The organism is Pseudomonas sp. A6 (assembly GCF_052367875.1).
Classification (GTDB): domain Bacteria; phylum Pseudomonadota; class Gammaproteobacteria; order Pseudomonadales; family Pseudomonadaceae; genus Pseudomonas; species Pseudomonas citronellolis.
This window is the reverse complement of sequence record NZ_CP198970.1, coordinates 4,862,568-4,889,184: the sequence shown is the minus strand read 5'-3', so window position 1 is coordinate 4,889,184 and position 26,617 is coordinate 4,862,568. Positions and strand designations below refer to the sequence as shown.

The following is a 26,617-nucleotide window of genomic DNA, read 5'->3' as shown; positions in this document are numbered from 1 at the left end:
ACCCCGTCATTCCCGCGAACTCGGGAACCCAGTGACTGCGGGGTTCGCGAGCAAGCTCGCTCCTACGAAAAGCAAAAGCAAAAGCAAAAGCGCGTTTGCTCTTGGGATTTCCAGAGAAACATCCGCGAACTCCGGAACGCCCCTTCAGAAGGCCGAGCGAAACCGGCGCTCAGGAGGTCATGCGACATGGATGTCGCGAGAGCCCCGCGGGCTACAGGGACGTACCCTCGGGGCGGGCCTCCGTGGCGGGGGAGTTCGTGAGGGTAGCCCGGCTTTATCGGGCCCGTATGTTGGGGCAAGCCTTTTTGGGTCCTTTTGTGGCGTTTGACAAAAGGGACTCGCCCGAGGGGGCGAAACGAGAGACATCCGAACACTCGGAGCGGCGCGCTACGCCAAGCCCAACCCCAAAGAAGTCTCTGGGTTATTCCCCTTCGGGCCAGCGCAAGCGCTGCCCACGACTTCAACCCTTCGCCGCGCTGACCCCTTCCAGCGTGGCAAAGGAGGTGTCCTTGGCCGTCAGCAGGAAATCACGCATGAAGGGCGCATCCAGCATGTCCGCGCGGATGGCCGCGTAGAGCGTGCAGTACAGACCCTTCTCGCCCAGGCGCTTGGCCGTCACGTAGCCGCGCGAGCTGTATTCGTGCAGCGCCCAGTTGGGCAGGCTGCACACGCCGCGGCCGGAGGCCACCAGCTGCATCATCATCACCGTCAGCTCCGAGGTGCGCACCTGGGCCGGCTCGACGTCGGCCGGCTCCAGGAAGCGGGTGAAGATGTCCAGGCGGTCGCGCTCGATGGGGTAGGTGATCAGCGTCTGGCTGGCCAGGTCTTCCGGCACTATGTAGGGCTTGCCGGCCAGCGCGTGCTGGTTGTCCACCGCCAGCAGCGCCTCGTAGGTGAACAGCGGCACGTAGGTGATGCCGGCGATGTCCACCGGGTCGGAGGTCACCACCAGGTCGAGGTCGCCGCGGGCCAGGGCCGGCAGCGGGGCGAAGGAGAAGCCCGAGGCCAGGTCCAGCTCCACCTCCGGCCAGGCGTCGCGGAACTGGTCGATGGTCGGCATCAGCCACTGGAAGCAGCTGTGGCATTCGATGGCCATGTGCAGGCGCCCGGCGGTGCCGCCGGCCAGGCGGGACAGGTCGCGTTCGGCGGTGCGCAGCTGCGGCAGCAGGGAGTCGGCCAACTGCAGCAGGCGCAGGCCGGCGCTGGTGAAGCGCACCGGCTTGGTCTTGCGGATGAACAGCGACAGGCCCAGGCGGTCCTCCAGTTCCTTGAACTGGTGGGACAGGGCGGATTGAGTCAGGTGCAGGCGTTCGGCGGCTTCCACCAGACTGTCGGCTTCACGCAGGGCGTGGAGGGTTTTCAGGTGACGAATCTCGAGCATGGCGCCGCTTCCAACATGAGTAAAACTTGATTACATCCGAAACTGGATTGAGTTTGTCTCATGCGCGGCCGGCTGTCGACCCGCCCGTGCCGCCGCCGATCTACCAGCTCAGGTAGAACATGCCCTTGGCCAGCAGCACTATGCCCAGGACGTGGGCGAAGACGCTGTAGTGGATGATCCGCGAGCGCCGTCCGGTCATCCCGCCGCTGTGCATCAGGTACATGGCGCAGAAGAAGTGGCAGAGCACGCTGGCGGCCAGCAGCAGCTTCAGGCTCAGCAGGGTGGCGAAGGGCGAGTCCAGCGGATGGGACAGCAGCGGCAGGTAGCGCAGTTTGAGCATGCCCAGGCCGCTGCCGAAGAGCGTCAGGATCACCCAGGGCATCACCCGCCGCAGGCGCTGGCCGAGGGCGCGCTCCACGGCGCGCAGGGCGTCTGCCGGTACATGGCGGCGCACCCGTTCGAGAATCAGCACCTCGAAGAACACGGTGCCGACGAAGGCGATGGCGGCCAGCAGATGCAGGACCAGCAGGATCGGATAGCTCATGGGCGCCCCTTGGCGAACGACTGCTTCCTTGGAACCATGCCGGGCCGGCCGCGCCCGTGCCATGACGCCGATCAGGCTGGCGGCGACCGCTCGGCGCCTTTCATCAAAGTGTCACGGTTGTGTGGCAGAGCGATGCACGGAAATTCATCAGAATCGGCTTTCACTGGGGTTCTGCATTCCGGATTTTCACATGCGTGCGTTTCTACTGGCGCTGGCACTGTCGTGCCTGGCGCCCCTCACTGCCTTTGCCGGCGATCGTTGCGACCCACGGGTGCCCACCGACACCCTGGACCTGGGCGACGTGCGCCTGGCCTACCAGAGCATAGGCTCGCCGAAGGACCCGACGCTGCTGCTGATCATGGGCCTGGGCGGCCAGCTCATCCACTGGCCCGACGAAGTGGTGCAGACCCTCTGCCAGCAGGGCTTCCGCGTCATCCGCTACGACAACCGCGACGTCGGCCTGAGCGCCTGGCGCGTGCCCACGCCCGGCGCCAACCTCACCTATGAGGTGATCCGCTACCGCCTGGGCCTGCCGGTCAGCGCGCCCTACAGCCTCACCGACATGGCCTGGGACGCCCTGCGCCTGCTGGACGGGCTGCACGTCGAGCAGGCCCACGTGCTGGGCGCGAGCATGGGCGGGATGATCGCCCAGCACGTCGCCGACCTTGCGCCGCAGCGGGTGCTCAGCCTGACCCTGGTGATGACCAGCTCCGGCGCCGAGGGCCTGCCGGCGCCCAGCGACAGCCTGCTGAAACTGCTGGCCCGGCGCGAGGCCGGCAGCCGCGAACAGGCCATCGAGCAACAGGCCGACCTGCTCGCCGCCCTGGGCAGCCCGGAGGTGAAGGACGACCGCGAGCAACTGCTGCACCAGGCGGCGCAATCCTACGACCGCGCCTTCAACCCCGAGGGGGTGCAGAGGCAGATGCTGGCGATCCTCGCCGAGCCCAGCCGGGTCGACCTGCTCAACCGTTTGAATGTGCCTACCCTGGTCATCCATGGCACCGCCGATCCGTTGTTGCCGGTGATGCATGGGGTGCATGTGGCGGCGCATATCCGCGGGGCGGAGCTGAAGCTGATTCCGGGGATGGCCCATCGTTTCCAGGAGGCGTTCAAGGCGCCGTTGCTGGCGGCGGTGTTGCCTTACCTGCGGGCGCATCAGACGGCGGGGCATGTGGCGCAGTTGTAGGGGGCTTTCGTAGGGCGCATAACGCCTACGGCGTTATCCGCCGAATCGCGGACAGAGTCCGCTCCTACGGTTCCAGGAAAGCCCCGTAGGATGGGTTGAGCGAAGTGTTCTGCCGGGACACATAGGTAACGCCTGTCGGGACACATGGGTAACGGTTTCCCATGGTCACTCCGGCTGCCTGAGGTCGACCTGCCGGACCGTTTTGTTGATGAAAATGATGTCGAGTACGCCATCCTCCTTGGCGGGGCGGATGGCGACTCGCTCACCCGCCAGACCTTCGCTGACGAATACCATTCGGCCATCGAGGCGAATCTGGCCCTTGGTATGTACCGTCAGCACCCGCTCTCCGGGCTCGTACTCCACTTCCAGCAACTTTTCCGGGTATGGCCTGGGGCTGCTCCGGTAACGCGTCAAGGGCGGCTTCTGGCCCAGCGCCTGATGCGGACGTTGCTGATTGTACTGTTCCAGCCAGCGGTCCATACCCGCCTGGCATTGCTCCAGGGTGCGGAAGTGCGCGTCGTGCAGCAGCTCGCGCTTGAGCGTCTGATGGAAGCGTTCGAGCTTGCCTTGGGTCTGCGGATGGTGAGGCCGGCTGTGTCCGACCTTGATGCCCAAGCGCATCAACCAGACTTCCAGAGCCGAGAGGCCGCCGCGACGGGTTGAGCCCCAGGGTGGGCCGTTGTCGCTGGTAATGCGCCGGGGCAGGCCATAGCGCCGGAATACCCTGATCAGTTGTTGGCGGACCGTTTCACGCCGCTCGTCAGCACAGGCCGCCAGGCACAGGGCAAAGCGTGAGTGGTCATCGAGCAGCGTCAATGGATGGCAATGCTGGCGCTGGCCGAACAGCGCAAAGTGCCCCTTGAAGTCCATCTGCCAGAGGTCGTTTGGCGCCTCGTGCTCGAAGCGCGATGTCGCGGCAGGGCCGGCGTCGGCCCCATAACGCAACGGCCGGCCATGCCGGCGCAGAATCGCATCGAGCGTGCTGTGATGCGGACGTGCAGACTCGTCACCCGACATCAGGCTGCGCAGTTTGCGGCCGCCCCAGGCGGGATAGGCCTCATGCAAGGCCAGGACAGCGTGCTCCAGGTCCTCGCTGCTACGGCGGGGGCAACTCAAGGGACGCCGGGACTTATCCAGCAATCCCGGTTCGCCTTGCTCTTGGTAGCGTCGAAGCCACTTGTAGGCTGTTTTCGGACTGATCTCGAAGCGCCGGCACAGCTCCCGCACGTTGGCATCAGGCTGTTCTGCCAGGAGAACGAACTCATATCGACTGGACACAGGTGTGCACTCCTTCCACGGCATCGCTCGATCTCCCGATACGGCAATTCCGTGATCCTAAATGCGTTACCTATGTCTCCCGACACCTGTTACCCATGTCTCCCGGCAGAACACGAAGCGATACCCATCACCATGGCCCGATGGGTTTCGCAAGCTCAACCCATCCTACGAAAGCACCTCGACGCAGACAGTTGCTCCTACGGTTCCAGGAAAGCGCGGGCGTAGGAGCGGACTCCGTCCGCGATTGGTCACCGGCCACGCCGGACGTTCCGGTGGCACGGCCAACGGCGGATAACCGCGAACGGTTATTCGCCCTACGCTCCCGGATGATCCACCCCTCAAACCGCCTTCGGCAAAGGCGCGAACAGCGCATCGATATCGGCATCATCCAGCTGCCAATCCGTTCCCGCGCCTTCGAGGATGCCGGCCGCCAGCGCGGCCTTCTCCCGCTGCAGCAGCTGGATCTTCTCTTCCACCGTACCGCGGGCGATCAGTTTGTAGACGAACACCGGCTTGTCCTGGCCGATGCGGTAGGCGCGGTCGCTGGCCTGGTTCTCGGCGGCCGGGTTCCACCAGGGGTCGTAGTGGATCACCGTGTCCGCCGCGGTCAGGTTCAGGCCCACGCCGCCGGCCTTCAGGCTGATCAGGAACAGCGGCACGCGGCCCTGCTGGAAGTCTTCCACCGGCTGGCGGCGGTCGCGGCTGTCGCCGGTCAGCAGGGCGTAGTCGATGCCGCGTTGCTGCAGGGCTTCGCCGACCAGCGCGAGCATCGAGGTGAACTGCGAGAACAGCAGCACGCGGCGGCCCTCGGCGAGCAGTTCCTCGAGCATGTCCAGCAGGTATTCCAGCTTGCCCGAGGTCACCGTCTTGGCGCGGCCGCTGGACGGCGGGGCGTCCTTCTGCACCAGGCGGATGTCGCAGCACACCTGGCGCAGCTTGAGCAGCGCCTCGAGGATGATGATGCGGCTGCGCGCCAGGCCGCGGCGGGCGATTTCGTCGCGGACCTTGCGGTCCAGGGCCAGGCGCACCGTCTCGTAGAGGTCGCGCTGGGCCTCACTGAGCTCGATGTGCTGGATGAACTCGCTCTTGGGCGGCAGCTCCGAGGCCACCTGCTCCTTGGTGCGGCGCAGCAGGAAGGGGCGGATGCGCGCGGCCAGGTGGGCCAGGCGCGCCTGGTCGCCGTGGCGCTCGATGGGCGTGCGGTAGTGCTGGGCGAACTGCTTGGCGTCGCCCAGCCAGCCGGGCAGCAGGAAGTGGAACAGCGACCAGAGCTCGCCCAGGTGGTTCTCCAGCGGCGTGCCGGTCAGGCACAGGCGGTGCCGCGCGTTCAGCTGGCGCGCGGCCTGGGCCGCCTTGGTGCCGGCGTTCTTGATGTTCTGCGCCTCGTCGAGGATCAGCAGGTGGTAGGCGTGCTTGCCGAGCTTTTCCGCATCGCGCGGGAGCAGGGCGTAGGTGGTGAGGATGAGGTCGTGTTCCTCGATCTTCGCGAAGTCGCGCCGGCGGCCGGCGCCATGCAGCGCCAGCACGCGCAGGCCGGGGGTGAAGCGCTCGGCCTCGTCCAGCCAGTTGGGGATCAGGCTGGTGGGCATCACTACCAGGGCCGGCGCGCTGAGGCGCCCGGCCTGCTTCTCCAGCAGCACGTGGGCCAGGGACTGCAGCGTCTTGCCCAGGCCCATGTCGTCGGCGAGGATGCCGCTGGCGCCCACCGCGCGCAGCGTTTGCATCCAGCTCAGGCCCTCGTGCTGGTAGGCGCGCAGCTCGGCGCGCAGGCCCTCGGGCAGCGGCGCCGGCTGGGCGCGGTAGTCGCGCAGGCGCAGGGCGATCTCGCGCAACTCGTCGCCGCCCTGCCAGCGCAGCGGCAGTTCTTCCAGCTCGGAGAGCCGCGCGGCGTCCGGCGCGCCCATGCGCAGGCGGCGCACCGGCGCCTGGTCGCCCAGGTAGAACTCCGACAGGGTGCCCAGCAGCGGCTTGAGCTTGCCGAAGGGCAGGGCCACCCGCAGCGGCCGCTCCGAGGCGGTCTGCCAGCTGTGCACCGGGTTGCGCCCGGCGTCCAGGCGCAGCACCAGTTGCTCGTCGTCGGGGTGGCGGGCCAGGGCCTGCGGGTCGAGCAGCGCCGGCATGCGCCGGATCAGTTCGATCAGCGCCGGCAGCAGGCTGATGCGGCGGCCGTCGACCTCGATGCCCAGTTCCAGGTCGAACCACTGGCGGTCGTCGGTCTCCTCGATCTCGGCGTACCAGTTCTCGATGGGCGTCAGGTCGAAGACGAACTCCGGGCGCACGTCCACGTCCCAGCCGCGCTCGCGCAGCTGCGGCAGGCCCTCGCGCATGAATTGCTGCCAGGTGGCGTCGTCGGGCAGCTCGAACATCTCACCGGCGCTTTCCTCCAGGGCGTCGCTGCGGCGCATCGCCGGCTTGAAGCCGAACTGGCGCAGTTGCTGGCGCAGTTGCTGCTCGCGCTCGGGCTGGCGGCTGAGGCGGACGATGCGGTCGTCGCGGAACACCCGCAGCTCGTTGCCGGTGCGCGGGTTGATTGGCCCCGAGACGGGCATGCCGGCGTACAGGAAGGCCAGCGCGGCGCGGTGCCGGGCGATGTTCTGCATGCGCCCGCTGCGCAGGTCGAAGCCGCTGTGCACGTGGCTGCCCAGGGTCAGGCGCGGGCGCGGCGCCAGGTCGGCGGGCGCCGCCGGCGGCTCGGCGGGTGGGGTCATCGGAGGTTCCTTCCGGCAAGCCCGGGGAAATACACAAACGCCCGATGATACCCCTATTTCCCGCGACGCGCTGCCACAGGCGGCTCAGCGGGCGAAGCGCCGCGCCCCCGCCACGCAAGCCACCACCGCCAGGGTCGAGACGGCCATCAGCGGGCTGACCTGCTCGTGCAGCAGCAGGCCGGCCAGGGCCAGGCCGAAGAAGGGTTGCAGCAGTTGCAACTGGCCCACCGCGGCGATGCCGCCGCGGGCCAGGCCGTGGTACCAGAAGAAGAACCCGATGAGCATGCTGAACAGCGACACGTAGCCCAGGCTCAGCCAGGCCGGCAGGCTGGCCGCGGCGAGGTCGGCTGGCCAGGTCCATAGGGTCAGCGGCAGCATCAGCGGCAACGACAGCACCAGCACCCAGCAGATCACCTGCCAGCTGCTCAGGTGCCGCGACAGCCGCGCGCCCTCGGCGTAGCCCAGGCCGCAGGCGAGGATGGCCGCCAGCATCAACAGGTCGCCCAGCAGGCTGCCGGCGCCGCCCTGGCTCAGCGCGTAGCCGGCCACCGCCGCGCTGCCGAGCAGCGAGAACGCCCAGAACGCCGGGCGCGGCCGCTCGCCGGCGCGCAGCACGGCGAAGCTGGCGGTGGCCAGCGGCAGCAGGCCGACGAAGACGATGGCGTGGGCCGAGCTGACGTGGCGCAGCGCCAGGGCGGTGAGCAGCGGGAAGCCGACCACCACGCCCAGGGCCACCACCAGCAGCGCGGGATGTCCTGGCGCGCCGGGCGGCGTTGGCGCAGCACGAAGAGGATGGCCGCGGCCAGCAGCCCGGCGATGCTGGCCCGGGCCAGGGTGAGGAAGGTCGGTTCGAAGCTGCCCACCGCCACCCGCGTGGCCGGCAGCGAGCCGCTGAAGATGAGCACGCCGAGGAAACCGCTGAACCAACCGCCGAGAGAAGCATTCATCGAGCATTCGCCAAGAGGAGAGGGGAGTCTCGATGGTGGCGCCGGGGAGGGCGGGCGGCCAGTGACAGATCAGTACAATTCGAACAAACTGTCCTGGATTTTCATCGGTACAGTCGAGGTGACCATGGCCGTGACACGGGTGGACGGGGTGATGCGCCAGGTGCGCGAACGCCTGGCGGCGCGCAGCCTGGTGCCGGGCGAGCGGCTGCCGTCGATCCGCGCGCTGGCGCAGAGCCTGGAGGTGTCCAAGAGCACCGTGGTGGAGGCCTACGAGCGCCTCGCCGCCGAGGGCCTGATCGCCGCCCGGCGCGGTTCCGGCTTCTACGTTTGCGGCCGGCTGCCGCCGCTGTCGCTGGCCGAGATCGGCCCGGCGCTGGACCGCAGCATCGACCCGCTATGGATTTCCCGCCAGGCGCTGGAAGCCGCCGAGGATTCGCTCAAGCCCGGCTGCGGCTGGCTGCCGCCGTCCTGGCTGCCGGAGGACGAGCTGCGCCGCGCCCTGCGCCAGTTGGCCCGCGAGCCGCAGTCGAGCCTGCTGGAGTACGGCCGCCCCTACGGCCACGCCGGCCTGCGCGAGCAGCTGGCGCGGCGCCTGGGCGACTACGGCCTGCAGGTCGGCGCGCAGCAGATCGTGCTCACCGACGGCGGCACCCACGCCATCGACCTGGTCTGCCGCTTCCTGCTGGAGCCCGGCGACGAGGTGCTGGTGGACGACCCCGGCTACTTCAACTTCCAGGCCCTGCTGCGCGCCCACCGCGCGGTGGCCATCGGCGTGCCCTACACGCCGCAGGGGCCGGACATCGAGGCCCTGGCCGGTATCCTGCAGCGCCACCGGCCGCGCCTGTACATCACCAACTCGGCCTTCCACAACCCCACCGGCGCGCAGCTCTCGCCGCTGGTGGCGCACCGCCTGCTGAAGCTGGCCGAGGCCCATGACCTGCTGATAGTCGAGGACGACATCTTCGCCGACTTCGAGCACGAGCAGGCGCCGCGGCTATCGGCCTTCGACGGTTTGCAGCGGGTGATCCAGGTCGGCAGCTTCTCCAAGACGCTGTCCGCCTCGGTGCGCTGCGGCTATATCGCGGCGCGACCGGAATGGTGCGAGCAACTGGTGGACCTGAAGCTGGCCACCTCGTTCGGCAACAGCCCGTTCAATGCCGAACTGCTCCACGAGCTGCTGCGCAAGGGCGGCTACCGCCGGCATATAGAAAGCCTGCGCGTGCGCCTGGCCGACGCCATGGGCGACACCCTGGCGCGCCTGCGCGGCCTGGGCCTGCAGCCCTGGCTGGAACCGCGCGGCGGGGTGTTCGTCTGGGCGCGCCTGCCCGGCGCTCTGGATGCCGCCGCGGTGTCCCGCGCGGCGCTGGAGCAGGGCATGGTGCTGGCGCCGGGCAACGTCTTCAGCCTGGGCCAGAACGCACCGGACTTCCTGCGCTTCAACGTCGCCCAGTGCCAGTCGCCGCGGGTCTTCCAACTGCTCGAACGGGCCATGGAGAAGGCCCGGCGGGGGCGCTGAAAACTTTTCTGATTTTTTTCTGCAGGTTTTCCACGGTCGTTCGGCCTCTGTGCAATCCCGCTTGTGCGAACGAGGAAATCCACAGCATGTCCCGCTTCCCCAACACGTCGCCGCGCCCGCTGCTGCGCGCCCTGCGCATCGCCAGCCTGGGCCTGGCCGCCAGCCTGCCGCTGGCCGTCGCCGTACCGGCCCTGGCCGCGCCCGCCGCGCACCACTTCAAGGTGCCGGCCGGCAGCCTGGAAGATGCGCTCAACGCCTACGCGCGCCAGGCCGGCGTGCTGCTGACCTTCGACCCGGCGCTGACCCGCGGCCTGCGCAGTCCGGGCCTGGAGGGCGACTACCCGGTGGAGGCCGGCTTCGCCGTGCTGCTCTCCGGCAGCGGCCTGGCCGCCGAATCCAGCGCCGACGGCAGCTACCGCCTGCAGCGCAGCGCCACCGAAGGCGCCCTGGAGATGAAGGCGCAGACCATCACCGCTCAGGCCGAGGAAGACCCCAAGGGCCCGGCCCACGGCTACCTGGCCAGGCGCAGCGTCACCGCGACCAAGACCGACACGCCGATCCACGAGACCCCGCAGTCGATCTCGGTGGTCACCCGCGAGCGCATGCAGGCCCAGGGCGTGCAGTCGGTGAACGAAGCGCTGCGCTACACCCCGGGCGTGTCGTCCTACGGCTCCAACAACCGCTCCGACTGGTACACGGTGATCCGCGGCTTCTCGCCGACCACCTACCAGGACGGCCTGCAGCTGCCCACCACCATCAACCTGGCCAGCTGGATGGTCGACCCCTACATGCTGGAGCGCGTGGAAGTGCTGCGCGGCCCGGCCGGCGTGCTCTATGGCCAGGGCGACCCGGGCGGGGTGATCAACCAGGTGTCCAAGCGCCCGAGCACCGTGGCCCAGCACGAAATCCAGGTGCAGTACGGCAGCGATGCGCGCAAGCAGTTGGGCATCGACAGCACCGGCCCGCTGGACGCCGCCGGGGTGTGGAGCTACCGGGTGGTCGCCGTCGGCCATGACGGCGACATCCGCGACACCCCCTGGGAGGACCGCCGCGCGGCCCTGGCGCCGTCGCTGAGCTGGCAACCCGACGAGGACACCCGCCTGACCCTGCTGGCCAGCTACCTGAAGGACGACAACAACGCCCAGGACAACTTCCTGCCGGCCTCGGGCACGCTCAACCACAGCGCCTACGGCAAGATCCACCGCAGCTACTTCACCGGCGACGAGCACTTCTCCAAATACGAGAAGGAGCAGTACAGCCTGGGCTACGAGTTCGAGAAGCGCCTGAACGACGTCTGGCAGGTGCGCCAGAACCTGCGCTATTCCCACCTCGACCTCAACGACAACATGGTCTACGGCGTCGGCACCCTGGCCTACTGGGACATGGGCGACGACCGCACCCTGATGCGCTTCGCCGGCATCGAGAACCCCGAGTACAGCCGCTGGACCCTGGACAACCAGGCCCAGGCCGACTTCAACACCGGCTGGCTGCGCCACACCCTGCTGCTGGGCCTGGACTGGCAGCGCCAGCACACCAAGGACCCGCAGGCCTACGTGCTGACCACCCCGCTGGACCTCTACGGCGGCCCGTCCTACGGCCCGGTGGATGCCTCGGCCTTCACCGCCGACGACTGGACCTACAGCGACCAGACCTCGCGCCAGACCGGCGTCTACCTGCAGGACCAGCTGCACTTCGACGAGCACTGGGTGCTGTCCCTGGGCGGCCGCTACGACTGGGCCAGAGCCAGCACCGACAGCTGGAGCACTGCCTCCAGCAGCCACACCAGCCAGAAGGACGAGGCCTTCAGCGGCCGCGTCGGCCTGGTCTACCTGGCGGACAACGGCCTGGCGCCGTACTTCAGCTACAGCGAGGGCTTCACCCCCAACGCCGGCACCGACTACGCCGGCAAGCCCTTCGATCCGACCAAGGCCAAGCAGTACGAAGTGGGCGTGAAGTTCCAGCCCAAGGGCTCGGACAGCAGCGTGAGCGCGGCGGTGTTCGAGATCACCCAGCGCGACGTGCTGACCCCGGACACCGACCCCACCCACGTCAACAGCTACGTGCAGACCGGCGAAGTGCGCTCGCGCGGCATGGAGCTGGAGGCCGTCGGCGCGGTGACCCGCGAGCTGAACCTGATCGCCACCTACACCTACCAGGACGTGAAGAACACCAAGGCCAACGACGAAAGCGACGGCAAGACGCCGATCAGCATCCCCACGCCGCGCAACATCGCCTCGCTGTGGGCCGACTACACCCTGCGCGACGGCCAGCTCAAGGGCCTGGGCTTCGGCGCCGGGGTGCGCTACAACGGCCGCAACCCGGGGGCGCCGGACAACTCGCTGAACGTGCCCAGCTACACCCTGCTGGACGCCGCCGTGCACTACGACACCGGTCCCTGGCGCTTCGCCGTCAACGCCACCAACCTGACCGACCGCGAGTACATCGCCGGCTGCTACGACGCCACCCGCTGCATCTACGGCAACGGCCGCAACGTGCTGGGCAGCGCCACCTACCGCTGGTGATCCTGGCCCTGGACCAAGACCAAACGGCCAAGTGACGTAGGGCGCATAACCGTTCGCGGTTATACGCCGTTTCACCATGGCCACAGCCCACGCCAAGGCCAAACCCGGCGCCGCCTCGGACCAAGGCCAAACGGCGGATAACGCGGAGCGTTATTCGCCCTACGCCAAGCTCGACCGCGACGTAGGGCGTATAACCGTTCGCGGTTATACGCCGTTTCACCTTGCCCACAGCCCACGCCAAGATCGAACCCGGCGCCGCCTTGGACCAAGGCCAAACGGCGGATAACGCGGAGCGTTATTCGCCCTACGCCAAGCTCGACCGTGGCGTAGGGCGTATAACCGTTCGCGGTTATACGCCGTTTCACCATGGCCGCAGCCCGCGCCAAGGCCAAACCCGGCGCCACCTTGGACCAAGGCCAAACGGCGGATAACGCGGAGCGTTATTCGCCCTACACCCGGCCCGGAATGCCCTGATGGTGGGGAAGATGCGCGGGATTATTCACATCCGTTCTTGCGTATATCTTTCAAATGCGAACGCATTTCATATAAATTTCCGCTTTTGCCCACCCCGGATCGGGGTGAACTTCTGTCAGCAGGTGAGCACAGCCATGCACCCGTCCGGATTCCCGCCGTTCCAGCCCGAGGTACGCCCATGAGCAGCAAGGGCCGCTTCGGCGCGCAGCTCAGCGCGCGCATCCTGGCCGCGCTGTTCGGCGGCTATGCCCTGGCCTACACCAGCACCGCCTTCCTCAGCGTCTACCTGCCGCTGGCCCGCGCCGACCGCGTGGCCTTCGCCAGCCTGGGCTGCTTCATGGTCTGGGTCGTGGCCATCCTCTACGTGTTCGCCGCCCGCAGCACCTGGCGCGCCTGCCTGGTGCCGCTGGCGCTGAGCGCGCTGCTGGCCCTGGCCGCGTTCCTGCCCCACGATTTCGGAGTGCGCCCATGAGCCTGCGCCAGTCGATGTCCGGGCTGCACACCTGGAGCGGCCTGCTGGTCAGCTGGCTGCTGTTCGTGGTGCTCTTCTCCGGCAGCCTGTCGTGCTTCGACGCGGAGCTGACGCGCTGGATGTTGCCGCAACTGCACGAGGCGGCGCAGCCGACGGTGGGTGTGGACCAGGTCCATGCCGTGCTGGCCGAGCGGGCGCCCAAGGCCCATGCCTACTGGATGCTGCCGCCGAGCGAGCGCGCGCCGTACTGGACCGCCGGCTGGGTGCCCAGCGACCTCAGTGAGTTCCAGTCCTTCCTGATCGACGCCCAGACCGGCGAGGAACTGCCCAAGACCGTCGGCGGGCGCTTCTTCTTCGACCTGCACTACGGCCTGCATGCCGGCACCCTGGGCATCTACATCGTCGGCGTGGCCGGGATGTTCATGCTGGTGGCGATGGTCAGCGGGGTGATCGTCCACCGGCGCATCTTCAAGGACTTCTTCATCCTGCGGCCGAAGGCGGCGCGCCAGCGCGCCTGGCTCGACGCGCACAACGTGCTGGGAGTGGTCGGCCTGCCGTTCCACGTGCTGCTGGCCTACACCGGGCTGGTGATCTTCATCACCCTGTACATGCAGGCCGGCATCAAGGTCGCCTACAAGGGCGATTTCGAGCGTTTCGAACACGAGGTGCAGCACGCCTTCGACCGCGAGGAGCTGGGCCGCCCGGCCAAGCCGCCGAAGCCGATCTCGCGCATGGTCGAGCGCGCCCACGAGCTGTGGGGCGACGACAGCCGGCTGGGCTGGATCAACCTCGAACACCCCAACGACGCCTCTTCCATGGTGCAGATCCGCCGGGCCGTGGACCGCGGCATGGTCAACGACCAGCGCACCGTGTCCTTCGATGCCGGAACCGGTGCGCTGCTGCACGTGCAGCCGCCCTACGGCAACGGCTACAAGACCTACGCCTGGCTGACCGGGCTGCACATGGCGCAGTTCGGCGGCACCCTGGTGCGCATCCTCTACCTGCTGCTGGGCCTGGCCGGCTGCGCGATGATCTTCGGCGGCCTGCAGGTCTGGGTGGCCAAGCGCGAAGCCCGCGGCAGCCGCGGCCTGGGCCTGGTGCGCACGCTCAACGCCGTGGTCTGCGGCGGCCTGCCGCTGGCCAGCCTGGGCCTGCTGGCGGCCTCGCGCCTGCTGCCGGTGGAACTGCTCCAGCGCCAGCGCTGGGAAGCCGGCACTTTCGTGGTGGTCTGGCTGCTGGCGCTGCTGCACGCGGCATGGCGCCAGGGCAGCGGCCGCACTGCCCGCGAGCAGGCGCTGGTCGCCGCCGTGCTGGCCCTGGGCCTGCCGCTGCTGGGGCTGTTCGGCCCCGAGCCGGGCCGCCTGACCAGCAGCCTGGCCCGCGGCGACTGGATGCTCGCCGGCGTCGACCTGGCATTGCTGCTCAGCGGCGCGCTGTGCGCCGCCCTGGCCTGGCGCCTGGGCCGCCCGCCGGCGCCCGCAACCAAGGCGCGCCGCCGTGAGCGCGTGGAAGGGGAGTACGCCTGATGCTGCTGGTCTTCGGTCTCAACCTGCTGGCGATGACCGCCGCCTGCCTGGGCCTCGCCCGCCACCACCGCGAGCTGTTAGGCAGCGCGCCCAGCGAAGGCCGCGTGCGCCTGCTGCGCGGCGTGGCGCTGGTGGACGGCGGGCTGGCGCTGGCCTACTGCATCCACCTGCTGGGCATCGAGCTGGGCCTGGTCTACTGGGCCTGCCTGCTGATGCTCGCCACCGCCACCCTGGTGGCCCTGCTGGCCTGGCTGCCGCGCCTGACGCTGCCGGCGGCGGCGGGGGTGCCGCTGGTGGGTGGGGTGTTGGCGGTGTTGGGGTGATTGTTGGGGGGATGGGCTTTTCGTAGGAGCGAGCTTGCTCGCGAATGGGGCTTATCCTGGCGTCATTGGTGTTTGGATGAACTCCGTCCCCTCTCCCCAACCCTCTCCCTGAAGGGAGAGGGGGCTGTCCGTGCCGAGAGAAGGCCAGGTTTCAGCCGGTAGCTTTCGATGCTGCCGGCTAACTTCAGAACATCCGTTTCTGCCCAACGGTCCCCTCTCCCTTCAGGGAGAGGGTTAGGGAGAGGGCGCTCTTAACCCCAACACCAGAGCAACCGGGAATACTCCATTCGCGAGCAAGAACTAGGCGTCCCCCTCGCTCCTACAAAAAGCCCCGTCGCTCAGCTGTTGAACGCCGCGCGGTATTCCCCGGGAGTAGCCCCCAGCGCCGCGCGGAAGCGGTTGCCGAAGTGGCTGGCGCTGGAGAAGCCGCAGGCCAGGGCCACCTCGCTCAGCGCCAGGCTGCCCTGGCGCAGCAGCTCGCAGGCGCGGGCCAGGCGCCGGGCCAGCACGTACTGGTGCGGCGGCATGCCGAAGCTTTCGCGGAACATGCGCGCGAAGTGGTATTCCGAAAGCGCTGCCAGTGCCGCCAGTTCTCCCAGGCTGAGCGGTTCGGCGAGGTTCTGCTCGATGTAGTCGCACAGCCGCCGGCGCAGGGCAGGGGCCAGGCCGCCCTTCAGGCGCAGGCCGTCGCGGCGGCCGACCTGAGTGAGCAGGGCATGGTCGACGATGGCCTGGGCCAGGCTGCTGGTGTGCAGGCGTTCGCCCGGCTCGTTCCAGTCCAGCTGCACCAGCTGGCGGAAGCGCGCGGCCTGCAGTGGGTCGTCGAGGAAGGTGTTCTCACGCAGCCGCAGCTCGCGCGGTTCGCGGTCGAGCAGTTGCACACAGCCCAGGGCGAAGCGTTCCGGGCTGAAGTACAGGTGCGCCAGGCGGATGTCGCCGTTGACGATCCACGAGGCTTCCTCGCCGGCCGGCATGATGCACAGCTTGTCCGGCGCGCCCTTGGCGCCGGGGGCGCCGCGGCGGAAGGTGCCGGTGCCGCCGGCCAGGTAGCAGGACAGCGTGTGGTGGTCGGGGCTGAGGTAGTCGCGGGCGTCGTGGCGGTTGCTCCACATGGCAGCGGACAGGCCGTCGCCCAGCTCGGCGCAACGCTCCAGGCGGGCGTTGGGCGAACTGTTCATGGACTGGAAGACCTGCAGTTGTTCGATGGCGGACATGGGGCGACTCCTTCAGGCCTCCACTCTACCCGCGCCCGCGCGCGTTGCCAGCCCGGTTGTCGCAATAAGCGCAAGAATCTGCAAGCGGCGTCCCCGCCCGCGGGCGGACACTGGCCTCCCATGACCGGAGGCCAGCCATGAACCTGTCGCTCTACCTGCTCACGGTGCTCATCTGGGGCACCACCTGGATCGCCATCAAGCTGCAGGTCGGCGAGGTCGCCATCCCGCTGTCCATCGCCTACCGCTTCGCCCTGGCGGCGCTGGTGCTGTTCGCCATCCTGCTGCTGTCGCGGCGCCTGCAGCCGCTGGGCCGGCGTGGCCAGGCGCTGTGCCTGGCCCAGGGCCTGTGCCTGTTCTGCGTGAATTTCCTGTGCTTCTACACCGCCAGCCAGTGGATCCCCAGCGGGCTGATCGCCGTGGTGTTCTCCACCGCCACCCTGTGGAATGCGCTGAACGCGCGCATCTTCTTCGGCCAGCGCATCGCCGCCAACGTCGCCGGCGGCGGCGCCCTGGGCCTGCTCGGCCTGGCCCTGCTGTTCTGGCCGGAGCTGACCGGCCACGCCGCCAGCCGCGAGACCTTCTACGGCCTGGGCCTGGCCCTGCTGGGCACGCTGTGCTTCTCCGCCGGCAACCTGCTCTCCAGCCTGCAGCAGAAGGCCGGGCTGCGGCCGCTGAGCACCAACGCCTGGGGCATGCTCTATGGCGCGCTGATCCTGCTGGCGATCTGCCTGGTGCAGGGTGTGCCCTTCACCTTCGACGGCAGCGCGCGCTACGTCGGTTCGCTGCTGTACCTGGCGATCCCCGGCTCGGTGATCGGCTTCACCGCCTACCTGACCCTGGTCGGGCGCATGGGGCCGGAGCGCGCGGCCTACTGCACCGTGCTGTTCCCGGTGGTGGCGCTGAACGTCTCGGCGTTCATGGAGGGCTACCAGTGGAGCGCGCCGGCCCTGGCCGGGCTGGCGCTGGTGATGGCCGGCAACGTGCTGGTGTTCCGCAAGCCGAAGCCGGTTGCGGTGGGGAAGGTGGCGCGGGCGTGATTTACGTCGGTGCAGGGGGGCGGTGAATCCAATCGCGGACGGGGCGCACGGCTTCTCGTAGGAGCGAGCTTGCTCGCGAACAGACTCCGCTGTGGGGCCCGTTCGCGAGCAAGCTCGCTCCTACGAAGAGCACCCCGGCGTGGCCTGTAGGAGCGGACTTCGTCCGCGATCAGCCCTTCCACACCTGCGGGTTGACCAGGTTCTTCGGCCGCTCGCCGCGCAGCGCCGTCTCGAAGTTCTCCAGCGCGCATTCGGCCATGGCCAGGCGCGTTTCGTGGGTGGCCGAGCCGATGTGCGGCAGGGTCACGGCGTTGGGCAGGGCGAACAGCGGCGATTCGGCCAGGGGTTCCTTCTCGTAGACGTCCAGGCCGGCGGCGAGGATGCGTTTTTCCTGCAGCGCCTCGACCAGCGCCGCTTCGTCGATCACCTGGCCGCGGGCGATGTTGACCAGGATGGCGCTGGGCTTCATCAGCTCCAGCTCGCGCTTGCCGATCAGCTTGCGGGTGGCGTCGGACAGCGGCACCACCACGCAGACGAAGTCGGCCTCGCCAAGCAGTTCGTCGAAGCCGCAGTAGCGCGCGCCCAGTTCCTGCTCCAGCTCCGGCTTGCGGTTGTTGCCGTGGTAGAGCACCTCCATGTTGAAGCCGAAGCGGCCGCGGCGGGCGATGGCCGCGCCGATGCGGCCCAGGCCGAGGATGCCGAGCTTCTTGCCGTGCACGTCGACGCCGAACAGCGGCGCGTCCACGGTGCGCTTCCACTGCCCGGCCTTGGTCCAGGCGTCCAGCTCGGCGGTGCGCCGGGCGGCGGCCATGATCAGGGCGAAGCCGAGGTCGGCGGTGGTTTCGGTGAGCACGTCCGGGGTGTTGGTCAGGGCGATGCCGCGCTGGTTCAGGTAGGCCAGGTCGTAGTTGTCGTAGCCCACCGAGACGCTGGAGATGACTTCCAGCTGCCCGGCCTGGGCCAGCTGTTTCTCGCCCAGCGGGCGGCCGACGCCGATCATGCCGTGGGCCTGGGGCAGGGCGGCGGCGAACTGGGCGTCGACGTCACCCAGTTTCGGGTCGAGCACGGTGACGTTGAATTGCGCGCGCAGGCGGTCGAGGTGTTCGGGCGCCAGGCGGCTGAAGACGAAGACGTTCTTTTTCATGGTGGGGAAGGCAACGACTGACAGACGAGAGCGCAACCCTAGCATCTCCGCCACCGCCCTTGGCAAGCCCGGCGGCCCAGGCGGCGAGGATGCGGGGCGGTTATCGCGCGGCCAAAGCCGCGCGGGTGCGGGCTAGGCCAGGTGCGGGCGGGCCATGCCGGCCTCGTCGGCCTGCAGCACGCCGGGCAGGTTCTCGCGCAGGTAGCCGACCCAGGTCTTGATCTTGGCGTCCAGGTACTGGCGCGACGGGTACAGGGCGTAGACGTTGAGCAACTGCAGCTTGTGGTGCGGCAGCACGCGCACCAGCGAGCCGTCCTCCAGGCCTTCCAGCGCCGAGTAGACCGGCAGCGCGCCTATGCCCATGCCGCAGCGGATGGCCTCGGTCATGGCGTCGCCGACGTTGACCTGGAAGGTCGGCGAGCCGACGGTGATCATTTCCTGGCCGTTGGGGCCGTCGAACAGCCACTTGTCCAGGGCCAGCACCGGGCTGACCAGGCGCATGCAGTCGTGGTTGACCAGGTCGCTGGGGGTGCGCGGCGCGCCGCGGGCCTCTATGTAGGAGGGCGAGGCGCAGAGGATGCTGTAGGTCTCGCCGATGCGCTGCGACACCAGGCCGGAGTCGGGCAGCTCGGTGGCGACCACGATGGCCACGTCGAAGCCTTCGTCGAGCAGGTCGGGCACGCGGTTGGCCATGGTCAGCTCGAAGCTGACTTCCGGGTGCTGCTGGCGGTAGCCGGCGATGGCGCGGATCACGTAGTGCTGGCCGATGCCGGTCATCGAATGCACGCGCAGGCGCCCGGCGGGACGGGCATGGGCGTCGCCGGCCTCGGCTTCGGCCTCCTCGACGTAGGCGAGGATCTGCTCGCAGCGCAGCAGGTAGCGCTGGCCCGCCTCGGTCAGCGCGATGCGCCGGGTGGTGCGGTTGAGCAGGCGCGCGCGCAGGTGGGTTTCCAGGTTGGCCACGGCGCGCGAGACGTAGGCGGTGGTGGTGCCCAGCTGCTGGGCCGCGGCGGTGAAGCTGCCGGTCTCGGCCACGCAGACGAACGCGCGCATGGTTTGCAGAGTGTCCATTCGGAGCCCTCGGGAACGACAGGGTGGCTTATTGTCACATGAGACATCCGACCGCATTATTTCATTATCGGTAATAAAGATTCACAAATTGGCCGTCTTATCCGTTTCGCCGCGTCTCCCTAGAATTTACTCGCCCGAATGGTTTCTTCGGCATCCTCTACGCTTAAACAGCAAGTTCACCCTCCAGGACCCTCATCCGTGTCGCGTCACCTCGTGAAAGGACTGGCGTTCGTCGGCTCCTTTGTCGTTTTCTCAACAATCGCCGGTTGCATCAGTACCCATGGCATCGCCCCGCAGGAACAGCGCCTGGGCAATGACCAGCTGGCCACCGACGCCGCCATCCAGTCTGCCAACCGCGATGCGAAGTGGCCGGCCGAGCAGTGGTGGCGCGCCTTTGGCGACCCGCAGTTGAACACCTGGGTGCAAACCGCCCTGGACAACAGCCCGAGCCTTTCCGAGGCCGAGGCGCGGGTGCGCATGGCGCTGTCCATGGCCGGGGTGGCCGAGTCCGCCGAGTCGCCGCAGGTCAGCGCCGACGCCTCCATCCTGCGCCACAAGTGGCCCACCGACTATTTCTACGGCCCGGGCGACCTGGCCGACACCACCAGCTGGAACAACAACGCTTCCCTGGGCTTCTCCTACAACCTCGACCTCTGGGGCCGCGAGCGCAGTAACACCGAGCGCTACATGAACGTGGCCTACATGACCGCCGCTGAGGCGCGCATGGCCCAGCTGGAGCTGGAGAGCAACCTCGTCCGCGCCTACATCCAGATGTCGCTGCAGTACGCCGAGCTGGACATCGCCGAGGCCATGCTCGAACAGCAGCAACAGATTCTCTCCCTGGCCCAGCGCCGCCTGGCCGGGGGCCTGGGCACCCAGTTCGAGGTCAGCGAGGCCGAGGTGCCGCTGCCGGAGACCAAGCGCAAGATCGACGCCATCGAGGAAGCCATCGCCCTGTCGCGCAACCAGATCGCCGCCCTGGCCGGCAAGGGCCCAGGCGCCGGCTCCGCGCTGGGACGGCCGAAGCTGGCCCTGGCGAAGCAGCCGGGGCTGCCCAGCGCGCTGCCGCTGGAGCTGGTCGGCCGCCGTCCGGACGTGGTCGCCATGCGCTGGAAGGTCGCCGCCCAGGCCAAGGGCGTGGATGTGGCCCGCGCCGAGTTCTATCCCAACGTCGACCTGATCGCCAGCCTGGGCTACAGCGCCGTCGGTGGCGGCATGCTGGAGTTCATCACCGCGCGCAAGTTCACCTACAGCGCGGGCCCGGCGATTTCCCTGCCGATCTTCGACGGCGGCCGCCGCCGCGCCCAGCTGGGCCAGGAGTCGGCCGGCTACGACGCCGCCGTGGCGCAGTACAACCAGACCCTGGTGCAGGCGCTCAAGGGCGTTTCCGACCAGTTGATCCGCACCCATTCGATGGAGAAGCAGCAGACCCTCGCCGAGCAGGCGGTGGCCTCGGCGCAGAAGACCTACGACATCGCCACCAAGGCCTACCGCGGCGGCCTGACCGACTACCTCAACGTGCTCAACGCCCAGACCCGTCTGTTCCAGCAGCAACTGACCCTGCAGCAGGTGCAGGCCGCGCGCCTGGAAACCCACGCCGGCCTGGTGGTGGCCCTGGGTGGCGGCCTGATGGCGCCCAAGGACGCGCCGGGCGAGCACAGGATGGTCCCCGAGACCGTCTCCGTGCGGCCGCTGAGCGAGCGCTGAGATGGCCAGCAGCCAAGCCCTGCAAACCCGCTCGCCGCTGGAGGAGGTGCGCCGCGCCTTCTTCGAGTGGGCGCGCAGCGACGGCGTGACCTGGGTCTACGTCGCCAAGGTGCTGACCGCCGCCATGCTCACCCTGTGGCTGGCCATGCGCCTGGAGCTGCCGCAGCCGAGCACCGCGACCATCACCGTGTTCATCGTGATGCAGCCGCAGAGCGGCCAGGTGTTCGCCAAGAGCTTCTACCGCATCCTCGGCTCCCTGGTCGGGCTGACGGTGATGGTGGCGCTGATCGCCGTGTTCGCCCAGGAGCGGGTGCTGTTCCTGCTGGTGGTGGCGCTGTGGGTCGGCGCCTGCACCGCCGGCGCCGCGCGCTACCGCGACTTCCGTTCCTACGCCTGCGTGCTGGCCGGCTACACCGCGACGCTGATCGGCCTGCCGGCCACCCTGCACCCGGAAGCCGCCTTCATGTCGGCGGTGTGGCGGGTGCTGGAGATCAGCCTGGGCATCCTCTGCTCGACCGTGGTCAGCGCCGTGGTGCTGCCGCAGACTTCCGCCGCGGCCATGCGCAACGCCCTGTACCAGCGCTTCGGCGCCTTCGCCTGGTTCGTCCTCGACAACCTCGGTGGCGGCCAGCGCCAGCGCTTCGAGGCGGCCAACGTCAACTTCGTGTCCCAGGCCGTGGGCCTGGAGGCGCTGCGCAGCGCGACGCGCTTCGAAGACCCGCACATGCGCCTGCGCAGCGGCCGCCTGGCGCGCCTGAACAACGAGTTCATGGTCCTGACCACCCGCTACCACGCCCTGCACCAGTTGCTCGAACGCCTGCGCAGCCAGGGCGGCGAGCGCGTGCTGCAGGCCCTGGAGCCGTGCCTGGACGAGCTGCGCGAAGTGCTCGGGCCGTGGAAGGGCAAGCCGCTGCTGGACCGCGACGCCGCGGCCCTGGCCGAGCAGCTGGAAATGCGCCGCCAGCGCCTGATGCAGCGCATCCGCGAGGCCCGCGCCGCGGTGCGCGAACAGGTCGAGGAGGTCGGCGAGCGCCTGGACTTCAACACCGCCGCCGAGCTGCTCTACCGCCTGGTGGCCGACCTGCACAACTACGCCCTGACCCACGCCTCCCTGGCCGACCACCACCACGAGCGGGAGAACTGGAAGTTCGGCTTCTCGCCCAAGGCCAACCTGGTCGGCTCGCTGGTCGCCGGGGCGCGCACCACCCTCATGATCCTGGTGTTCGGCCTGTTCTGGATCGAGACCGCCTGGCCCAGCGGCAGCACCTTCGTGCTTAACGCCGCGGCCGTGGCGGCGCTGGTCTCGGCCGTGCCGGACCCCGCCAAGCTGGCCATGCAGATGGCCGTGGGCACCTTCTTCGCGGCCATCCTGGGCTTCGCCGAGACCTTCTTCGTGTTCCCCCACCTGGATGGCTTCCCGCTGCTGTGCGTGGCGCTGGCGCCGGTGTTCGCCCTGGGCGCCTTCCTCTCGGTGAAGCCGGCCTACGGCGGCTACGGCCTGGGCCTGCTGGTGTTCTTCAGCTTCGGCGCCATCCCGGCCAACATGACCGTCTACGACGCCGGGCGCATGCTCAACGAGTACATCGCCCTGGTGCTGTCGCAGAGCTGCGCAGCGCTGGTGGTGGCGGTGCTGCTGCCGCCCACCAGCGCCTGGCTGTGGCGGCGCCTGGAGAAGGACCTGCGCATGCGCGTGGTCGAGGCCATCAGCGGCAAGAGCGCGGGCCTGGAGGCCACCTTCGAGAGCCGCACCCGCGACCTGATGAACCAGGCCTACGGCGTCGCCGCGCGGCGCCCGGACGTGCAGCGCGGCCTGCTGCGCTGGATGTTCCTGGTGCTGGAGGTGGGCCACGCCATCATCGAGCTGCGCAACGAGCAGGCGCGCCTGCCGGACGAGCCGTGCTACGCCGAGGCCATGCCCTGGCGCCAGGCCATCCGCAGCATGGGCCGCGCGCTGATCCGCCTGTTCGTGCAGCCGGGCGAGGCCAACCGCGAGCGCGCCCTGGCCGCCGTGGAGCACGCCATACTCACCACCAAGGCCACCGAGGAGCCGTGCGCGCCGGACTTCGAGAGTTCGCCCCTGCGCCGGGTGGTCAGCTACCTGCACTTCATCCGCACCACGCTGCTCGACCCGCAGTCGCCGCTGCGTGATGCCAGCCAAGGAACCGCCAGCCATGCTGCTTGACGACCTGCCGCGGGAAATCGCCTTCCACGGCGTCTACATGCCGACCCTCACCGCGCTCTTCGTGGTCGCGGCGGTGATCTGCTGGGGCATCGACCGCATCTTCGCCTCCATCGGCCTGTACCGCTTCACCTGGCACCCGGCGCTGTTCCGCGTGTGTCTGTTCGCCTGCCTGTTCGGCGGCCTGTCCCTGACCGTCTACCGATAACGAGCCAGTTACCCATGACCTTGAAATCCGTCTTCAGCCTGCTGGCGACCCTGATCATCCTGGTGATCGCCGTGTTCATCGGCCGCACCCTCTGGGTGAACTACATGGACACCCCCTGGACCCGCGACGGCCGCGTGCGCGCCGACATCATCAACGTCGCCCCGGACGTGTCCGGCGTGGTGGTCGACGTGCCGGTGCGCGACAACCAGCAGGTGAAGAAGGGCGACCTGCTGATGCAGATCGACCCCGACCACTACCGCATCGCCGTGAAGCAGGCCGAGGCCCAGGTCGCCTCGCGCCTGGCCACGCTGAAGATGCGCCAGCTCAACGCCAAGCGCCGCGCCGCGATGGACAACGAAGTGGTGTCCCGCGAGAGCCTGGACGACGCCAGCAACACCGCCGCCGCCGCCGAGGCCGACTACCAGCAGGCCCAGGCCGCGCTGGACGCCGCCAAGCTGAACCTGGAGCGCACCCAGGTGCGCGCCTCGGTGGATGGCTACGTGACCAACCTCAACGTGCACCGTGGCGACTACGCCCGCGCCGGCGAGGCGAAGATGGCGCTGGTCGACGAGAACTCCTACTGGGTCTACGGCTACTTCGAGGAAACCAAGCTGCCGCACATCGCCGTGGGCGACCCGGCCGAGCTGCAGCTGATGAGCGGCCAGCGCCTGAAGGGCCACGTGGAAAGCATCGCCCGCGCCATCTACGACCGCGACAACCCGGAAAGCCGCGAACTGGTCGCCGACGTCAACCCGACCTTCAACTGGGTGCGCCTGGCCCAGCGCGTGCCGGTGCGCATCCACATCGACGAAGTGCCGGAAGGCGTGCTGCTGGCGGCGGGCATCACCACCACGGTGATCGTCAACCCGGGCAGCCAGGACGCGACGGCGCAGTGAGCGCAATGCGCGTCAGGTAAAAAACAGGGGCTTCGGCCCCCGTTCGTTTTTCCCGGCGGAGGCCCTGTAGGAGCGGGCCCTGCCCGCGATTCGCGCGCAGGGCGCGCTCCTACATGGAATGGCGTAGGTGGGGCAGCGTAGGAGCGGATCTTATCCGCGAACCGAGCCGGAACCTCCGGCTATCGCGGACAAGGTCCGCTCCTACGGGGGAGGAATACCGTGTTTCCCGGCAACCTGTAGGAGCGGGCCCTGCCCGCGATATCGCGCGCAGGGCGCGCTCCTACATGGAATGGCGTGGGCGGGCACAGCTTCTCGTAGGAGCGAGCTTGCTCGCGAACAAACGCGGTGCCATGCGGTTCGCGAGCAAGCTCGCTCCTACGAAGATACGAAGAGCGTTTCGGCGCGTTGCGGGCTCAGCGCTTGGCCAGGGTAGCGCCGCGCCCCAGGTTCTGCGCCTTGGCCACGCTGCAGCTGGCGCCGGCGAGGAATTGCGAGTTGCTCAGCCATTCCTGCTGCGGGTAGTAGGCGAACACGTAGCTGCCTTTCTGCAGGGTGTCGATCAGCTTCTGCGCCACCTGCGGGCGCACCGCCGGGCAGCCCTGGCTGCGGCCCAGGCGGCCGAGGCCGGGGACCACCTTGGGATCGGCGTAGGCTGCCGCGTGCATGACGATGGCGCGTTCTTCGCTGTTGTCGTTGAAGCCCGGTTCCAGGCCCAGCAGGCGCAGCGAGCGGCCGTGCTTGCCGCGGTAGGTCTGGCCGGTCTGGTACAGGCCGATGGACGACTGGTAGCTGTTGGGGCGGTTGGAGAACGAGGTGGCGAGGTCGTCACCGCTGTTCTTGCCGTGGGCCACCCACTCCTCGAACAGCAGCTTGCGCCGCTGCAGGTCGAACACCCACAGGCGCTTGTCGCGCGAGGCCTTGGAGTAGTCGATGACGGTCAGCAACTCGTCGCGCCCGCCCAGTTGCGCGGCGTTGGCGCACTGGTAGGCGCTGAGCGCCAGGCGCAGGGCCTGCAGGTTGGTGGCCGGGGCCAGGCGGTGGAGTTCCTCGGCGCTGGGCAGCGCCGCTTGGGCGAGGCTGCTGCCGAGCGCGTAGAGCGCGCCCACGGCGAGCAGCGGCCGGAGTTTCCCCCAGACGGTGGATATGGACGGCATGGCGCCGTTCCCCCTTTGTCACTTCCTAAGGTCTGTTTTTGATTGCGCATGCAAGTGCGCGAAATTGGTGGGATTCTCGCCTATTTTTTGATCGATGCCGGTACCGCTTGTCGGTCGTTGGTGGTGATCACCGTGAAGTCCGGGTTGCTGCGCGTCTCGCGGCTGGACGGCAGGTCGGTGATGACCAGGGTGCTGCCGACGTCCATGGCCAGCAGCAGCGAGTGCAGGAAGTGCGCGTCCATGCTGAACTGGCCGAGCTGTTCGGCGGGCGTCAGGCCGGCCTGCGGGTTGCTCACTTGCACCGCGCTCCAGCGCAGGTTCGGGCTGGGGCTGGCCAACTGTTCGGGGCTGGGCCGCTCCAGCAGCGAGAAGGCCGCCACGCCGGTGCGCGCGCCGGGGTTGTCGAGGGCCACCGGGGCGCTGCCGATCTGGGTGCCGCCGCGGTACACGTAGGCGCGGCGGTCGGCGCGGCTGATCAGCACCGAGATCGGCCCGAGGGTTTCGCCCGGGTCGCTCCAGTAGGGTTCCACCGCCGGGCTGGCCGGGCCGCTGGCCTTGCCTTCGCTGACCTGCGGGGCGAGCAGGCCGGGGTGGTAGACCTCCACCGGCGAGCTCTTGGCGTCGGAGATGATCACCGTGGTGTTGCTGAAGCCGGTGACCTCGTAGAGCTTCTTGGCGAAGGCCATGGGCAGGCGGATGCAGCCGTGGGAGGCGGGGTAGCCGGGCAGGTTGCCGGCGTGCAGGGCGATGCCGTCCCAGGTCAGGCGCTGCATGTAGGGCATGGGCGCGCTGTCGTACAGGTCGGAGTGGTACTCCACCTTCTTCTGCAGGATGGTGAACACGCCCGTGGGGGTTTCCTTGCCGCGCTTGCCGGTGCTGACCGTGGCCACGCCGATGGCGATGCCGTTGCGGTACACGTAGGCGCGCTGTTCGGTGAGGCTGACCACCACCGTGACCGGGCCCTGCGGGGAAATCTCCGGGTACCAGAGGAACTGCCCGGGCTTGAGCTTCTTCAGCGCCGCCTGCAGGTCGTTGAGCGGCGAGGCGTGGCCGGAGTTGGCCTCGGCGGGGAGGACGACCAGGCTGAACAGCAGCAGGACGAAAGACAGGATCTTCATCGTATTCCTTCG

20 protein-coding genes and 1 pseudogene are annotated in these 26,617 nt (G+C 68.7%); 11 read left to right on the top strand and 10 right to left on the bottom strand.

Features of this window, described 5'->3' with window-relative positions:
* Window positions 1-460 precede the first annotated feature (460 nt).
* Together metR and ACTWJ5_RS21280 are read right to left on the bottom strand one after the other, a co-directional pair.
* Window positions 461-1,381 (bottom strand): transcriptional regulator MetR, encoded by a 921-nt coding sequence (metR, locus tag ACTWJ5_RS21285; RefSeq protein WP_074981068.1) that lies wholly within the window; start codon window positions 1,379-1,381, stop codon window positions 461-463.
* A 100-nt stretch (window positions 1,382-1,481) separates the two neighbouring features.
* Complete coding sequence (locus ACTWJ5_RS21280) at window positions 1,482-1,925, bottom strand: CopD family copper resistance protein (protein ID WP_074981066.1); 444 nt, start codon at window positions 1,923-1,925, stop codon at window positions 1,482-1,484.
* Between the two features lie 190 nt (window positions 1,926-2,115).
* Between ACTWJ5_RS21280 and ACTWJ5_RS21275 the strand changes: the two genes are divergently transcribed.
* Window positions 2,116-3,111, top strand: a complete 996-nt coding sequence (locus ACTWJ5_RS21275; RefSeq protein ID WP_074981063.1) for an alpha/beta fold hydrolase — start codon at window positions 2,116-2,118, stop codon at window positions 3,109-3,111.
* A 165-nt stretch (window positions 3,112-3,276) separates the two neighbouring features.
* On the opposite strand, the gene ACTWJ5_RS21270 is transcribed toward ACTWJ5_RS21275, so the two are convergent.
* The 3 genes and pseudogenes from ACTWJ5_RS21270 to ACTWJ5_RS21260 all read right to left on the bottom strand — a co-directional run bounded on the left by ACTWJ5_RS21270 (window position 3,277) and on the right by ACTWJ5_RS21260 (window position 8,044).
* Window positions 3,277-4,413, bottom strand: coding sequence for an IS481 family transposase (locus tag ACTWJ5_RS21270; protein ID WP_135499969.1), 1,137 nt, complete (start codon window positions 4,411-4,413; stop codon window positions 3,277-3,279).
* A gap of 314 nt (window positions 4,414-4,727) precedes the next feature.
* Window positions 4,728-6,755 carry a DEAD/DEAH box helicase gene (locus ACTWJ5_RS21265; RefSeq protein ID WP_444439633.1) on the bottom strand — a complete coding sequence of 676 codons (2,028 nt, stop codon included), beginning with the start codon at window positions 6,753-6,755 and terminating at the stop codon, window positions 4,728-4,730.
* A gap of 426 nt (window positions 6,756-7,181) precedes the next feature.
* Window positions 7,182-8,044 (bottom strand): annotated as a pseudogene (locus ACTWJ5_RS21260) (DMT family transporter).
* A 124-nt stretch (window positions 8,045-8,168) separates the two neighbouring features.
* Between ACTWJ5_RS21260 and ACTWJ5_RS21255 the strand changes: the two are divergent.
* The 5 genes from ACTWJ5_RS21255 (at window position 8,169) to ACTWJ5_RS21235 (ending at window position 14,877) form a co-directional block, all read left to right on the top strand.
* Window positions 8,169-9,560: an aminotransferase-like domain-containing protein gene (locus ACTWJ5_RS21255; protein WP_444436484.1), complete on the top strand. Its 1,392-nt coding sequence runs from the start codon at window positions 8,169-8,171 to the stop codon at window positions 9,558-9,560.
* 86 nt (window positions 9,561-9,646) lie between these two features.
* Window positions 9,647-12,082 (top strand): TonB-dependent siderophore receptor, encoded by a 2,436-nt coding sequence (locus ACTWJ5_RS21250; RefSeq protein ID WP_444436483.1) that lies wholly within the window; start codon window positions 9,647-9,649, stop codon window positions 12,080-12,082.
* Between the two features lie 652 nt (window positions 12,083-12,734).
* The gene (locus ACTWJ5_RS21245) at window positions 12,735-13,028 is read left to right on the top strand and encodes a DUF3649 domain-containing protein (protein WP_009619068.1); all 294 of its coding nucleotides are present in this window, start codon (window positions 12,735-12,737) and stop codon (window positions 13,026-13,028) included.
* Window positions 13,025-14,554 (top strand): PepSY-associated TM helix domain-containing protein, encoded by a 1,530-nt coding sequence (locus ACTWJ5_RS21240; protein ID WP_444436482.1) that lies wholly within the window; start codon window positions 13,025-13,027, stop codon window positions 14,552-14,554. The genes ACTWJ5_RS21245 and ACTWJ5_RS21240 overlap by 4 nt, the downstream gene beginning before the upstream one ends.
* Entirely contained in the window at window positions 14,554-14,877 is a 324-nt protein-coding gene (locus ACTWJ5_RS21235; protein WP_444436481.1) for a DUF3325 domain-containing protein, read from the top strand. Before ACTWJ5_RS21240 ends, ACTWJ5_RS21235 begins: the two co-directional genes overlap by 1 nt.
* A gap of 338 nt (window positions 14,878-15,215) precedes the next feature.
* Here ACTWJ5_RS21235 and ACTWJ5_RS21230 read toward each other — a convergent pair whose 3' ends face one another.
* The gene (locus ACTWJ5_RS21230; protein ID WP_444436480.1) at window positions 15,216-16,091 is read right to left on the bottom strand and encodes a helix-turn-helix domain-containing protein; all 876 of its coding nucleotides are present in this window, start codon (window positions 16,089-16,091) and stop codon (window positions 15,216-15,218) included.
* A 137-nt stretch (window positions 16,092-16,228) separates the two neighbouring features.
* Here ACTWJ5_RS21230 and ACTWJ5_RS21225 point away from each other — a divergent pair, with 137 nt between their 5' ends.
* On the top strand, window positions 16,229-17,128 hold the full coding sequence (locus ACTWJ5_RS21225) for a DMT family transporter (protein WP_444436479.1): 900 nt from the start codon (window positions 16,229-16,231) through the stop codon (window positions 17,126-17,128).
* A 169-nt stretch (window positions 17,129-17,297) separates the two neighbouring features.
* Here the strand turns inward: ACTWJ5_RS21225 and ACTWJ5_RS21220 are convergent, their stop codons facing one another.
* Both ACTWJ5_RS21220 and ACTWJ5_RS21215 read right to left on the bottom strand, forming a co-directional pair.
* Window positions 17,298-18,272 carry a 2-hydroxyacid dehydrogenase gene (locus ACTWJ5_RS21220; RefSeq protein ID WP_444436478.1) on the bottom strand — a complete coding sequence of 325 codons (975 nt, stop codon included), beginning with the start codon at window positions 18,270-18,272 and terminating at the stop codon, window positions 17,298-17,300.
* A gap of 132 nt (window positions 18,273-18,404) precedes the next feature.
* Entirely contained in the window at window positions 18,405-19,343 is a 939-nt protein-coding gene (locus ACTWJ5_RS21215) for a LysR family transcriptional regulator (RefSeq protein ID WP_116423763.1), read from the bottom strand.
* Between the two features lie 198 nt (window positions 19,344-19,541).
* Between ACTWJ5_RS21215 and ACTWJ5_RS21210 the strand changes: the two genes are divergently transcribed.
* The 4 genes from ACTWJ5_RS21210 to ACTWJ5_RS21195 are packed head-to-tail and all read left to right on the top strand — an operon-like array spanning window position 19,542 to window position 24,333.
* Entirely contained in the window at window positions 19,542-21,050 is a 1,509-nt protein-coding gene (locus ACTWJ5_RS21210; protein WP_370310841.1) for an efflux transporter outer membrane subunit, read from the top strand.
* A gap of 1 nt (window position 21,051) precedes the next feature.
* Window positions 21,052-23,232 (top strand): FUSC family protein, encoded by a 2,181-nt coding sequence (locus tag ACTWJ5_RS21205; protein WP_249917164.1) that lies wholly within the window; start codon window positions 21,052-21,054, stop codon window positions 23,230-23,232.
* A gap of 4 nt (window positions 23,233-23,236) precedes the next feature.
* The gene (locus ACTWJ5_RS21200; protein ID WP_444439631.1) at window positions 23,237-23,437 is read left to right on the top strand and encodes a DUF1656 domain-containing protein; all 201 of its coding nucleotides are present in this window, start codon (window positions 23,237-23,239) and stop codon (window positions 23,435-23,437) included.
* A 14-nt stretch (window positions 23,438-23,451) separates the two neighbouring features.
* Complete coding sequence (locus tag ACTWJ5_RS21195; protein ID WP_116423766.1) at window positions 23,452-24,333, top strand: efflux RND transporter periplasmic adaptor subunit; 882 nt, start codon at window positions 23,452-23,454, stop codon at window positions 24,331-24,333.
* 413 nt (window positions 24,334-24,746) lie between these two features.
* Here the strand turns inward: ACTWJ5_RS21195 and ACTWJ5_RS21190 are convergent, their stop codons facing one another.
* Together ACTWJ5_RS21190 and ACTWJ5_RS21185 are read right to left on the bottom strand one after the other, a co-directional pair.
* Window positions 24,747-25,487 carry a murein L,D-transpeptidase catalytic domain family protein gene (locus tag ACTWJ5_RS21190; protein WP_074981035.1) on the bottom strand — a complete coding sequence of 247 codons (741 nt, stop codon included), beginning with the start codon at window positions 25,485-25,487 and terminating at the stop codon, window positions 24,747-24,749.
* 80 nt (window positions 25,488-25,567) lie between these two features.
* Window positions 25,568-26,605, bottom strand: a complete 1,038-nt coding sequence (locus tag ACTWJ5_RS21185) for a L,D-transpeptidase (protein ID WP_116423767.1) — start codon at window positions 26,603-26,605, stop codon at window positions 25,568-25,570.
* Between the last annotated feature and the right edge of the window lie 12 nt (window positions 26,606-26,617).